Annotated in this window: 14 protein-coding genes, 1 pseudogene and 1 other annotated feature; of the genes and pseudogenes, 4 read left to right on the forward strand and 11 right to left on the reverse strand. The window is 67.3% G+C overall.

Going from position 1 to position 11,427, the window contains the following annotated elements:
• Positions 1-281 (forward strand): transposase (locus FLM69_RS09925; RefSeq protein ID WP_141844075.1); only part of this gene is annotated, 281 nt, incomplete at its 5' end.
• Here the strand turns inward: FLM69_RS09925 and FLM69_RS09930 are convergent.
• The 6 genes from FLM69_RS09930 to FLM69_RS09955 form a co-directional block, all read right to left on the reverse strand.
• Complete coding sequence (locus tag FLM69_RS09930) at positions 170-1,135, reverse strand: cytochrome c oxidase assembly protein (RefSeq protein ID WP_141844077.1); 966 nt, start codon at positions 1,133-1,135, stop codon at positions 170-172. The two genes, FLM69_RS09925 and FLM69_RS09930, sit on opposite strands and share 112 nt — an antisense overlap.
• A gap of 497 nt (positions 1,136-1,632) precedes the next feature.
• A complete protein-coding gene (locus tag FLM69_RS09935) occupies positions 1,633-2,316 on the reverse strand; it encodes a vitamin K epoxide reductase family protein (protein ID WP_080695921.1) in 684 nt (227 codons plus the stop codon).
• 8 nt (positions 2,317-2,324) lie between these two features.
• A complete protein-coding gene (locus FLM69_RS09940) occupies positions 2,325-3,077 on the reverse strand; it encodes a thioredoxin domain-containing protein (protein ID WP_036317487.1) in 753 nt (250 codons plus the stop codon).
• 80 nt (positions 3,078-3,157) lie between these two features.
• Positions 3,158-4,075 (reverse strand): cation diffusion facilitator family transporter, encoded by a 918-nt coding sequence (locus FLM69_RS09945; RefSeq protein ID WP_036317488.1) that lies wholly within the window; start codon positions 4,073-4,075, stop codon positions 3,158-3,160.
• Positions 4,076-4,147: 72 nt separating this feature from the next.
• A complete protein-coding gene (locus tag FLM69_RS09950) occupies positions 4,148-4,861 on the reverse strand; it encodes a cation diffusion facilitator family transporter (RefSeq protein WP_036317504.1) in 714 nt (237 codons plus the stop codon).
• Positions 4,858-5,190, reverse strand: coding sequence for a helix-turn-helix transcriptional regulator (locus FLM69_RS09955; RefSeq protein WP_020628509.1), 333 nt, complete (start codon positions 5,188-5,190; stop codon positions 4,858-4,860). The genes FLM69_RS09950 and FLM69_RS09955 overlap by 4 nt, the downstream gene beginning before the upstream one ends.
• 177 nt (positions 5,191-5,367) lie before the next feature.
• On the opposite strand from FLM69_RS09955, the gene FLM69_RS09960 reads away from it, so the two are divergent.
• Positions 5,368-6,117 (forward strand): cytochrome c biogenesis CcdA family protein, encoded by a 750-nt coding sequence (locus tag FLM69_RS09960; protein WP_036384828.1) that lies wholly within the window; start codon positions 5,368-5,370, stop codon positions 6,115-6,117.
• Between the two features lie 135 nt (positions 6,118-6,252).
• Here FLM69_RS09960 and FLM69_RS09965 read toward each other — a convergent pair.
• Both FLM69_RS09965 and FLM69_RS09970 read right to left on the reverse strand, forming a co-directional pair.
• Positions 6,253-7,085, reverse strand: a pseudogene (locus tag FLM69_RS09965) (IS5 family transposase); the annotation flags it as partial.
• Positions 7,086-7,099: 14 nt separating this feature from the next.
• Positions 7,100-8,250, reverse strand: a protein-coding gene (locus FLM69_RS09970) for an IS3 family transposase (RefSeq protein ID WP_141844080.1) whose coding sequence is annotated in 2 segments (ribosomal slippage) — positions 7,100-7,980 and positions 7,980-8,250 — 1,152 coding nt in all. Because the reading frame shifts where the segments join, the coding sequence is not laid out codon by codon here.
• A gap of 319 nt (positions 8,251-8,569) precedes the next feature.
• Between FLM69_RS09970 and FLM69_RS09980 the strand changes: the two genes are divergently transcribed.
• Positions 8,570-8,980 (forward strand): FAD-dependent oxidoreductase, encoded by a 411-nt coding sequence (locus FLM69_RS09980; protein WP_255502809.1) that lies wholly within the window; start codon positions 8,570-8,572, stop codon positions 8,978-8,980.
• A 185-nt stretch (positions 8,981-9,165) separates the two neighbouring features.
• The gene (locus FLM69_RS09985) at positions 9,166-9,594 is read left to right on the forward strand and encodes a major royal jelly family protein (RefSeq protein WP_255502811.1); all 429 of its coding nucleotides are present in this window, start codon (positions 9,166-9,168) and stop codon (positions 9,592-9,594) included.
• Here FLM69_RS09985 and FLM69_RS09990 read toward each other — a convergent pair.
• The 3 genes from FLM69_RS09990 to FLM69_RS10000 all read right to left on the reverse strand — a co-directional run.
• A protein-coding gene (locus tag FLM69_RS09990; protein WP_141844078.1) for an IS3 family transposase occupies positions 9,569-10,815 on the reverse strand; the annotation gives its coding sequence in 2 pieces (ribosomal slippage) (positions 9,569-10,542 and positions 10,542-10,815; 1,248 coding nt in all). The two genes, FLM69_RS09985 and FLM69_RS09990, sit on opposite strands and share 26 nt — an antisense overlap.
• Positions 10,412-10,546: a sequence feature (AL1L pseudoknot), on the reverse strand. It overlaps the preceding gene by 135 nt.
• Positions 10,788-11,204, reverse strand: coding sequence for a helix-turn-helix domain-containing protein (locus tag FLM69_RS09995; RefSeq protein ID WP_255502813.1), 417 nt, complete (start codon positions 11,202-11,204; stop codon positions 10,788-10,790). The genes FLM69_RS09990 and FLM69_RS09995 overlap by 28 nt, the downstream gene beginning before the upstream one ends.
• Positions 11,205-11,295: 91 nt before the next feature.
• On the reverse strand, positions 11,296-11,427 hold a 132-nt coding region (locus FLM69_RS10000), incomplete at its 5' end, for an integrase core domain-containing protein (RefSeq protein WP_141843713.1).

Genomic DNA, 11,427 nt, shown 5'->3' on the forward strand with positions numbered 1-11,427 from the left:
CCGAGCCGGCGGATCAGCAGGGCCACCGCAGGCGCCGCGGCTCGGCCGGTGGCCGTCCCGTGGGCCTGGACTCGCAGGCTTACAAGGGCCGGAACGTGATCGAGCGCCAGTACGCGCACCTGAAGCAATGGCGGGGCCTGGCGACCCGGTACGACAAGTACGCGATCGTCTACCGGGCCGCCGTGGTGTTGAACGCTGTGCTCGCGTGGTCCAAACGATTGTCAGACATGCCCTGGCTCTCGTTCCGTCTTCGGGAGAGGCTGGCGAGGTACTCGTTGTAAGAGTCGAGTTCGGCGTCCTCGGCTTTCTGTCGCTGTCTCGAGGTGCGCACGTCGCGGGCTCGCCAGCGGGACAGGCAGACGATGAGCACTACGAACATCGGCAGCTCCGCGTAGGTCCATACCAGCGTGCCGGCGATCGCCTGGTCGATGACGGGGTCATGGCTGCCTGTGGGGGTGGCGTATGCGCTGAACAGCGGTGTGGCGGTACGGAGCAGGATCAGGCCGAAAATGGCGTGGATCTGGATCTCGACGGCGATATCGACGAATCGTGCGGCGAAGGAGGGTTGGCGCGGTAGCGGATCGGAGGACCATAGCGGTGTTGCCGAGACGATGCCGAGGACGAGGATGACGAAGAGCAAGGCGTCCTGGCCGAAGGGGATGCGCATGATGACGCTGATCGCGTCGGTCAGGTAGAGGACCGGGTACAGCAGTATCGCAATGACGATGGCGACCACAGGGTGCAGTGCGGCGCTCCAGAATCGTGAGCGCAGTCCCCCGTGCGCGGCACGGAGCACGAGACGCCCGAGGCCGGTGTGCGGTGTGCTGCGCAGGAGCAGCAGCCCGGGTGACCCTGCGATGAGGAGCGGCGGAACGACGGTCAGCAGGGTGATCTGCTGGAACACCAGCGCTGTGATGGATTCCGTCGCGAGACGGTTCACACCGAACATCGTGATAGCGAAGATCAGGGCGCACCCGATCAGGAACGATGCTGTGCGGGCGATCGCCCAACGGCGCCTGTTTCGCCACATCCAGATCGCTCCTCGCAGATACAGTGCCGCGAACAGCAGAGCGGCGATGCCGACGGGTGAGCCGGTGAGGGGTTCGAACGTGACCCACTGGTCGATCGGCGGCATAGCGAATTTCCCTTCATCGAGGCGATCAAACGTCGGCGACTTCGTCCGCGGTGGTGGTGCCGGAGCGGGGTCAGGTGAGGCCGGAGTAGGAGTGGGGCCTTGGCCCTTGATCGTGGACACGGTGTCGGTTCGGTTATGCCGCTTCCGCAAGCGGCACCGGCTCCCAGGGCAACCAGGTACAAGGGAATCTGCCACCGCTCCAGCCAGCCGATCATGTACTTCCTTTCCGGGCGAGGACCTTGCCTCCATCCTCACGGAGCTGCCCGGTTGTCGCGACGTGGCGGTAGAGGGCCTGTTGGACAAGGAACCTACTGCCTGCCCTTCTCGGTTTCCCAACCTGTGTCCGGCTTTGCCGACAGCTCGGCTCCTCACGCCTCAGGTAGTGCCCGAGCGCCAGCCCTGCTTGGCGGGCGCCGATCACTAGCACGTCGGTCTCGGCCATGGTGTGGTTTCTCCTCGTTGCGGGCGCGTGGGCGGGCCGTAGTGCGGCTGGTGTGTCAGTAACCGGTGAGGGCCGGGAAGAAGGTCCAGAACACCGAGGCGGCCACGGCCACATAGGCGATGGCCACCAGGGTTCCGGCCCAGCCGGCGGAGAACCGCACCACCGCGGCGTGCGCGGGGATCACGCCGTGGGCGAGGTTGCGCACGGTGAGCAGGATGAACAGCGGGATCATCGCCGCCCACACGATCATGCAGTACAGGCACAGGATGTGGATCTCGAACAACGCCTGGGACCACAGCCAGATGGTGAACACCGTGCCGGCGGTGACCCCGGCCTGCAGGCCGGCCCAGTACCAGCGCCCGGGGCTCGCCCCGGAGAGGGTCACCATGGCGGTGGTGATGACCACGGCGAACGCCACGATGCCGATCAACGGGTTGGGGAAGCCGAACAGCTCGGACTGCCAGGTCCCCATCACCTTCCCGCAAGACACCCAGGGGTTGATGTCACAGCTGGTGATGTACCCGGCATCCTCGTACAGCTCCAGGCGTTCGAGCACCAGGATCGCCGAGGCCACCCAGCCGACCACCCCGGTGATCAACAGCACCAGGCCGAACGGACGGTGCCGGGCGACAGTCGGTATCCCCGCTACGTCGGAGGCCTGCCCGGTACCGGCAGGGCGGTCGGTGGTGGTCGTGGGGATCGTCACGGGTGAATTGGTGTCGGTGTCGGGGACACTCATGGGCCCGGTCAGTCCGTCGTGGCGGCGGCGTCGACCTCGGCGCGGAACTGCTCGAGGGTGTTCAGAGTGAGCATCTGTCCGTCCAGGAAGAAGGTCGGGGTGCCCTGCACGCCCAGCGCGGTCCCGTCGGCCACGTCGGCCTCGATGCGGTCGCGGGTGGCCGGGTCAGCCACCGCGGCATCGTAGGCGGCCATGTCCAGGCCGAGATCCTCGGCGTAACCGCGGAACACCGGGCTCCGGTCCTCAGTGGTATGGCTCCACTGCTCCTGGGTGTCGAACATCTGCTGATACATCGCCTCGTACTGTCCCTGCTGGCCGGCGGCTTCCACGGCTACGGCGGCGGTCATCGAGTTGGGATGTCCGGGCAGCGGGAAGTAGCGGTGCACAAAGGTCACCGTGTCGGCGTACTCGGCGCGCAGTTCTTCCACGACCGGGTAGGCGGCCTTGCAGCCCTCGCACTCGAAGTCCAGGAACTCCACCAGCACGGCCTGCTCGTTCGGGGCCTTGGACAGTACCCGGCTGTCTGGGCGCATCACCGGCGTGGCCTCCGAGGGGGCGCTCTGCCCGGTCCCGGAGGAGGCAGTTTGCCCGGAGCCCTGGGGGGCGGCGTCGCGGGGGCCGCTGGCGGCCACCACTCCGACGATCAGCCCGGCCAGCACCACAGCGGCCAGTACGACCCAGACGATGGTCTTGGCCTTGCGGGATGTGGTGCCCGGTGTTGACGGATCAGAGGGGGTCGGATTGCGGGTCGGTGTGCTCACGAAGGGATCCGTTTCGGTCGGTGGCGACGGCACCGTGCCGTCGGGGCGGGAATGAGCTGGGGCTGGGATGCAGGGGTGGGTCAGGGGTGGAGGGTCTCAGTGTGGGGGTGGGTGGCCGGTTCGATTTGGAAGGTGGAGTGTTCGATGGGTACTTGGAAATCCTGGGCCACGCACCGTTGCAGGTCGGTCAGCACAGTGCCCAGGTGCGCGGCGGTCAGGCAGCCGTTGTGCACGGTGACGTGCGCGGAGAGCACGGGGGTGTCGGAGTCGATGCGTGAAGCGTGCAGGTCATGGACCTCCAGCACGTGCGGCAGCTCCGATAGCCGGATGCGGACCGCCTCCAGGTCCAAGCCCTTGGGGGTGGTCTCCATGAGTACGTCGATGGTGTCGCGAAGCAGGATCAGGGCTCTGGGCACGATCAGTGCGGCGATCAACAGGGACACCACCGCATCGGCGCGATTCCAGCCGGTGGTGGCGATCACGATCGCCGAAACGATCACTGCGACCGATCCCAGGGCGTCGTTGAGTACCTCCAGGAACGCGGCCTTCATGTTCAGGTTCTCACCTCGGGAAGAGGCCAGGATCGCCAGACCGATGAGGTTGCCAGCCAAACCGATCACCCCGAACCAGAGCATCGCGGTGGATTCGACCTCGGGGGGTTCGATGAGCCGGCGTACGCCCTCCACGGCTACGAAGCCGCCCACGGCCAGCAGCACCGCGGCCTGCGCGGCCGCGGCGATGATCTCGGCGCGCTTGTACCCCCAGGTGCGCTTGTCCGTGGCCGGGCGCAGCGCCAGGGTCGTGGCGGTCAGGGCGATCAGCAACCCGGCTGAGTCAGTAAACATGTGCCCGGCGTCGGCCAGCAGGGCCAGACTGCCCGAAGCCAGCGCGCCGATGACCTCGGCGACCATGATCGTCGCGGTGATGGAGAAGACCACGGCCAGCCGGCCCCGCCGGCCCGCCGCCGGAAGAGCATGGGAATGATCGTGTCCGCTCATACCGGGGTCTCTTCCACTCGATGAATCATCAGCTTAACGTCACCATCCTGTCCGGCGATACTGAAGGCACGCTCAATGCGCACAGCAGGCGCAATCCGCCCCGCAGCCATCGCCGTCCTTCTCGTTCTGGTCCCCGGCGATCAGCGCGGAGGCGGGGGTGCAGCAGGCATCCCCGCGCCAGGCCTCCACCCCTTCCTTGAGGGCGACGGCGGCGATCACCAGGGCCGCGACTGGGTCGGCCCAGGTCCAGCCCAGGGTGCTGTTGAGGACCAGGCCCACCAGCAGGACCGCCGAGAGGTAGGTGCAGATCAGGGTCTGTTTGGAGTCGGCCACCGCGGAGGCGGACCCGAGTTCGCGGCCAGTGCGCCGCTCGAACCAGGACAGGAACGGCATGATGGCCAAGCTCACGGCGGCCAGCACGATCCCCACCGTGGAATGCTCCGGTTGCCCGGCCCCGAACAGGGTGCGCACGGCGTCGACGGTGATGAAGGCGGCCAAGCCGAAGAAGGAGAAGGCGATCAGGCGCAGCGCCACCTTCTCCCGGCGGTGCGGGTCCGGGGTGGCGAACTGCCAGGCCACCGCGGCGGCGGAGAGGACCTCCACGATGGAGTCCAAGCCGAAGCCGATCAACGCGGAGGACGAGGCCACGGTGCCGGCGGCCAGGGCGATGGCCGCCTCGATCACGTTGTAGGTGATGGTTCCGGCCACGATCCAGCGGATCCGGCGGTGCAGGACCGCACGGCGGTCGTCCGTGAGGGGCTTGGAGCTCAGCGTGAGGGTGCTCATGCGCAGGTGCATCCCGCAGCGGAGCAGCAATCCGGGTCGATGGTCAGCGTCAACTCCAGCAGCTCCCCAAGGGTCTGGCCCAGCCGGGGGTCGGCCAGGGCGTACCAGACGTTGCGGCCCTCGGCGGTAGTGGTCACCAGCCCGCAGCCGCGCAGGCAGGCCAACTGGTTGGACATCACCTGCTTGGACACCCCCAGCTCCCCGGCCAGCGCCGACGGGCGGGCCGGCCCATCACGCAGGGCCAGCAGGATCCGGGTCCGGGTGTCATCAGAGAGGGCATGGCCCAGTCGGGACAACGCCGAGACATGAGTGAGGGTCGTGGTGCTCATGCCTAGAACGGTACAGCATAACGTGTACCCTTGTCGGGGTGCCGCCCGGCAAGCGGCCGGCACCATGGCCCGATCCCAGGAGGTCCGCGCAACCGTGCCCCACTCTGATGTCCCGCTGACCGAACCATCCCGGCTCCTGCCCATCCCATTGTCGGACGGCAGGAGAAGGGGCTCGGTGTGAGCATCGGGAACTACTTCGCCGAGACCGTCAACTCCGGGGCTCTGCTCATTGCCGCACCGCTGGCGATGATCGCAGGGATCGTCTCGTTTCTGTCCCCGTGCATCCTGCCGCTGGTGCCCGGCTACCTCGGTTACGTCTCCGGGCTGGCCAACCCCACACATCCGGACAACCGCCGCCGGGTGCTGACCGGGGTCGGGCTGTTCATCCTGGGCTTCGCCGCGGTCTTCACCCTCTACGGGGCCGCCTTCGGCACGATCGGTCACTGGCTGGTGCGCTGGCAGGACCCGATGATCCGCGTCCTGGGCGTCCTGGTGATCGTTATGGGCCTGGCCATGGTTGGCAAGTTGCCCTTTTTCCAGCGCACGATCAAACCCACCCTGGCCCCCCGGACGGGCCTGGCCGGGGCCCCGGTGCTCGGGGTCGTCTTTGGGCTGGGCTGGACTCCCTGCATCGGCCCGACACTCGGCGCCGTGCTGGCATTGAGCACCACCACCGGCGATCCCTGGCGCGGGGCCCTGCTGGGCTTCCTCTACTGCCTGGGACTGGGCATCCCATTCCTGCTGGCCGCGGCGGGGATCAGCTGGGTCACCAACGCCCTGTCCTACGTCCGCCGCAACATCCGGGTATTCAACATCATCGGCGGATCCCTGCTGGTGGGGGTCGGGATTCTGATGGTCTCCGGGCTCTGGATGCTGTGGATGTACCAGCTGCAGAGCCTCGCCGGCACCTTCACCACCCCCGTCTAGAACCAGAAACCCCGCCCCACCGGACCGGTTACTGAGGAGTGACCGGGCCGATGGGACGGGGACGAGGGCCCTGAGTGGTCGGTGACGGGTGTGCTCAGAGGCCGAAGGCTCCGCCGCTGATCAGGATGAAGACGCCTAGGGCGTGTCTGACAATAGCTTCGACCACGCAAGCACCGCGTTCGGCACCACGGCAGCCCGGTAGACGGTCGCGTACTTGTCGTACCGGGTCGCCAGGCCCCGCCATTGATTCAGGTGCGCGTACTGGCGCTCGATGACATTGCGGCCCCTGCAGGCGTCCGCGTCGAGGCGATGGGGCGCCCGCCGCGGGCACCGCGGCGTCTGCGGTGGCCCTGCTGGTCGGCCGGCTCGGGGATGACCGCCTTGGTCCGGCGGGCACGCAGATGGGCGCGGATCGCCCGGGAGGAGTACGCCTTGTCACCCTGCACCGCCTCGGGGCGGGTCCGGGGCCGCCCCACCGGCCGTGCCACACGCAGCTGCCCCAGCAACGGCAGCAGCATCGGGGAGTCTCCTGCCTGGCCTGGGGTGATCAGGCTGACCAGCGGCATCCCGGCCCCGTCCACGAGCTGATGGATCTTGGTGCTCAACCCACCACGGGAGCGCCCGATCCGTCTGAATCGGCCGGCTCCTCACGCAGATTCTTGTAACTCGATCCAGCCCCCTGTGTGCCGGGTGGTGTTCGTGGCGTGCTGGTGAGCGCGGGCGATCGTGGAGTCCACCGAGACCGACCAGTCCACCAAGCCCTGTGTGTCAGCGGCGGCGGTCAGCTTTGCCAGCACCGTGTCCCAGGTGCCCTCGGCCGCCATCCGGCGTTGCCAGGTCCACACGGTCTGCCAGGGCCCGTAGACCTCGGGTAGGTCCCTCCAGGGAATCCCGCACCGGTACCGGTAGATGATTGCCTCCACCATCATGCGGGCATCGGCGAACGGCCGGCCCTGCCGACCGGTCCGGTGAGCCGCCCCCTTCATTCGGTCCGGACGTTCTGTGAGTCGTCGGTTTCCATTTGATGGGTGCACTGCCGAGCGTACTCGGCTGGGGTTAGGTAGCCGAGCGAGGAGTGCCGGCGGTGGTGGTTGTACTCGTCCTTCCAGTCGCCGATGATGACCTGTGCGTGCAGCAGCGAGTAGAAGCTGTTGATGTTGAGGCACTCGTCGCGGATCCGGCTGTTGAACGACTCGACGTACCCGTTGCGCCACGGCGAGCCCGGAGGGATGTAGGACAGGCCGGTGCGGGTGCCGGCCCAGTCGGCCATCGCCTCGCTGATGAACTCCGGCCCGTTGTCCGACCTGAGCACCGCCGGGGCGCCCCGGGCGGCGACGAGGTCCTCGAGGTGGGCGGTGAGTCGGTCGGCGGCAATCGAGCGCTCCACGAGCCCGCCGATGCACTCCCGGGTGTGTTCGTCGACGATCGAGCAGATCTTGATCGGTCGTCCGTGCTCGTCGGCGTCGAACTGGAAGTCCACCGCCCACACCACGTTCGGCGCGTCCGCCGTCGGCGCGTCGACGGTCGAGGACCCGACGCGCTTGCGTCGACGCCGCTGCGGGACCCGGAGCCCTTCGTCACGCCACAGGCGTTGGATCTTCTTGTGGTTCACCACCCACCCCTCGGCGCGGGCGTCGTGATACGCCCGCCGATACCCGTAGCGGGGATGGTCCTTCGCCCAGGCGCGCAGCCACTCCCTGAGCGCCCGATCCGGGTCCGCGACCGTGTCGCCCTTGAGCGGTCGCCGGTACGCGGAGCGGCTCAGCCCGACCAGACGGCACGCCATCCGTTCGCTCACCCGCAACTTGCGCTTGAGGTGATCGACGGCGGCGCGGCGCCTGTCCGGGCTTAGAAGTTTCCCTCAGCCAGCTCCTTGAGCGCGGCCTTCTCCAGCTCCGCTTCCGCGAGCAGACGCTTCAGGGTCGCGTTCTGCTTCTCCAGCTCCTTCAGGCGCTTTGCGTCCTCGGCCTTGAGGCCGCCGTACTGGTTCCGCCACCGGTAGTACGTCTGCTCGGACACCCCGAGCTCCCGGCACACCGCCGCGACGTCCTGACCATCGGCGAGCATTCTGTCGGCCTGCCCGAGCTTACGGACGACCTGCTCGGGGGTGTGACGCTTCCTGCTGTTCGTCATGATCTGACCAGTCTCCCTGCCCGCGACCGCGGGCAACAGGACGACTCTCATAACGACTGGACCTACGAAACGGGGTCAGCCCACCGGGTCGGAAGGGTCGGGGCGATCAGTTCCCATTGGGCATAGGAGAGCATCTGGAAACGGGACATGCCTTCCAGGGTGTCAGCCGACCCCTGGACTCATTGTCAGACACGCCCTAGCCCAGAGAGGAGGGGGACGCTGTGCGCGGTGACTGCGGGCTTACACAGCCCGCTGACGTCGTGGCAGCGGCCCTTCTCCTGCGGCGTATCGCTCATCACCAACAGATCGAGGAACCGCGATGACAGGAACTGACGACGGCGTTGCCACGACGCGTTCACCCGAGGTAGCAGTGATCGGGGGTGGGATCGTTGGTCTGTCGACGGCGTACGCGCTGCGGGAGCAGGGCGTGCCGGTGCGTTTGCACGAGGCTGGTCTGCCCGGGACGGGTCAGTCCGGAGGCGAGTCGCGGATCTTCCGACATGCCCACGACGACCCGCGACTCGTTGCTTTCGCGTGCGAAAGCCGCGGCGTCTGGGATGAGTGGGCCGAACACTTCAACGTCGGGCTGGTCTCATCAGACGGTGTCCTGGCGATCGGAGACAGCGCCCTGGCGCGGCTGCGGGTGCTCAACCAGGTCGGCGGCGTGGAAGCGCACGAGATCGACGCGGTCGCGGTCACCCTGCTCAGCGCCGTGGCCCGGACCAGCTGACCGGCGCACCACTCCCCTTATGTGACTTGGACGGGGGCTCTCCATGCACCGGGGTCCTGGGCACCGCACACCGCAACCCACTGGGACTGCCGGGCAGAACTGGTCCTGCCCGAAGGCTCCCGCCCCGGCGGCCGAGAACCCGGTGTACCGTTCCGAGCACGAGCCCGACTGACAGGAGCGATGTGATGGAGAATCGATCGGAAGGACTGCCCGCGGAGCAGCCGGTGGGCGAGCTGGAGGAGGTGGCCCATTTCCACGGCGCCATGCTCACCGGCGTCACGGTCTCGCACCGGGGGCGGATCTTCGTCAATTACCCGAAGTGGGGCGATGACGTCGCCTTCACGGTGGCCGAAATTCGCGACGGCGAGGCGGTGGCCTACCCGAACGAGGCCATCAATCGCACCGATTCCGACGACATGGCGAACACCCTGGTCTCGGTGCAGAGCGTGGTGGTGGACCCTGCCGATCGGCTGTGGATCCTGGACACCGGAAGCCCGCTATTCAAGCCCACGACCTACGGCGGGCCCAAGCTCGTCTGCGTCGACCTGACCAGCGACACAGTGAAGCGTCCCGGGTTTCGTGCCGCTCCTATGTGGGTGCCAGCTCTCGGTTGAGGGCGGCGTAGTAGGCAGTCTCGTACTCGGCCGGGGTGGTCATAGCCAGGGACGAGTGGAGCCTTCGATTGTTGTACCACTCGACCCATCCGGCGGTGGCGTACTCGACGTCGGCGATGGTCTTGTACGGGCCGTTGTGGAAGATCGTGGTGGTGATGCACTCGGTCTTGTACAAGCCGATGACGCATTCCATGAGCGCGTTGTCATACGCATCGGCGACGGTCCCGATGGACGCGGCGATGCCCTCGGCGGCCAGGTGCTCGGCGAAGCGAAGGCTCGTGTACTGCGACCCGGCATCGCTGTGCGCGATCAGCTCGCCGGGCTGCACAGGGTGCCCGTGCCGGTCACGGTCCCACAACGCGATCCGCAGCGGGGTCAGGACCAGCGGGGTCGTCTTGGCCGTCGCGGCATGCCAGGCGAGGATTCTCTGCGAGTAGCAGTCCAGCACGAACGCGACGTATACGAAGCCCGCCCACGTGCGCACATAGGTGAAGTCCGCGACCCACTTCGTGTTCGGCGCGGCCGCGGTGAAGTCTCGATTGAGCAGGTCACCGGCACGGCAGCCGTCCTTGGCCGGGACGGTGGTGCGCACTGGCCTGCCTCGACGCACACCGTTCATCCCCGCAACCCGCATGAGCCGGTCCACACGACCGGCGCCGACCTGGTGACCTTCTCGACGCAGCCACGCGGTCATCTTCCGACGCCCGTACAGCAGCCCTTCCGGGGTGCCGACAAGGTCGTGCAGGACGTTGAGCAGGACCGCGTCGGACGTGTCACGAGCCGACGCGCTGCGGCGGCGCCACGCCCGGTAGGTGCGTGCGGCGATCTGACAGCCCTCCTGACGGAGCACCCTGCAGATCGACTCGACCGCATGCCCCTTGGCGCGCATCTGATCGATGAATCCCATGATCATCGGTTGCGGGGGTCGAGCTCCCCCGCGAAGAAAATCGAGGCCTTGCGCAGGATCTCGTTGTCCTCCCGCAATCGCTTGACCTCGCCGCGCAGGCGCTTGAGCTCGGCCAGGTCATCGCTGGTCGGCCCGTCCTTGAGGCCGGCGTCGACGCGGTGCTGACAGACCCAGCGGCGCAAGGTCTCGCGCCCCACGTCGACCTTCGGCGACACCAGAGCCACGGCCTTCGTGACTGACCCGGCTTCCTCGACACGGTCCAGGACCATCCGCACCGCGCGGTCCTTCACCTCGGGATCGAACTTCTTCGGCATGAACAACATCCTCTCGAACTCGAAAGGAAGCGGCATCGCACCCGGGACGCTTCAGGTGCGTCTTTTGACGCACCTGCGTGCTTAAGCTCCCGCCGCACCGTGGCCTCACTGATCTGTGTCGCGGATGCGATCGCCCGAGTACTCATCCCCACCTCACGGAGGGACAGCACGATGTCCTGTCGCTTTTCCAGCGGCGGCCGAAGATGCAAGTTGCCGAACTCCCGAGTCACGTACTCGTCCCAGCTCCGGTACCCCAGAACTTCCCAAGCCCGCCCCCGATACGCGGACCGGATCAGGTGGTACACGGACTCCAGGCCGGTCTTGATCTGGTCTGTGACTTCTCGCGCCGCCTCTGGGGTGTAGGCCAGCTGAAGTGAATAGCCGTTCATGCCTCGGCCAGCTGTTCATCTGCAGCATCGATGCCGGCTACCAACGTCGCGAACGGCACGCCCAGGACACGGGCGAGCTCCAGCAGCTCGCCTAGGTGTAAGAGGTCATGACGTTGTTGACTCGGGCCGGGGCCAACGAGGCCGGAGGGGCGTCCCCGCAGGAGGTATGAGGCCGATGGTAGTTGTAGTGGTTCACCCACACGGCCAGCGCCTCACGCCGAGC

Origin of the sequence: Micrococcus sp. R8502A1 (assembly GCF_006704135.1) — a bacterium.
GTDB classification, from domain to species: Bacteria; Actinomycetota; Actinomycetes; order Actinomycetales; family Micrococcaceae; genus Micrococcus; species Micrococcus luteus.

Coding starts and splice junctions, on each gene's coding strand:
- FLM69_RS09930 (WP_141844077.1), bottom strand. CDS start 1,135: ATGCCGCCGATCGACCAGTGGGTCACGTTCGAACCCCTCACCGGCTCA.
- FLM69_RS09950 (WP_036317504.1), bottom strand. CDS start 4,861: ATGAGCACCCTCACGCTGAGCTCCAAGCCCCTCACGGACGACCGCCGT.
- FLM69_RS09935 (WP_080695921.1), bottom strand. CDS start 2,316: ATGAGTGTCCCCGACACCGACACCAATTCACCCGTGACGATCCCCACG.
- FLM69_RS09995 (WP_255502813.1), bottom strand. CDS start 11,204: ATGAACGGCTATTCACTTCAGCTGGCCTACACCCCAGAGGCGGCGCGA.
- FLM69_RS09955 (WP_020628509.1), bottom strand. CDS start 5,190: ATGAGCACCACGACCCTCACTCATGTCTCGGCGTTGTCCCGACTGGGC.
- FLM69_RS09985 (WP_255502811.1), top strand. CDS start 9,166: ATGGAGAATCGATCGGAAGGACTGCCCGCGGAGCAGCCGGTGGGCGAG.
- FLM69_RS09945 (WP_036317488.1), bottom strand. CDS start 4,075: ATGAGCGGACACGATCATTCCCATGCTCTTCCGGCGGCGGGCCGGCGG.
- FLM69_RS09980 (WP_255502809.1), top strand. CDS start 8,570: ATGACAGGAACTGACGACGGCGTTGCCACGACGCGTTCACCCGAGGTA.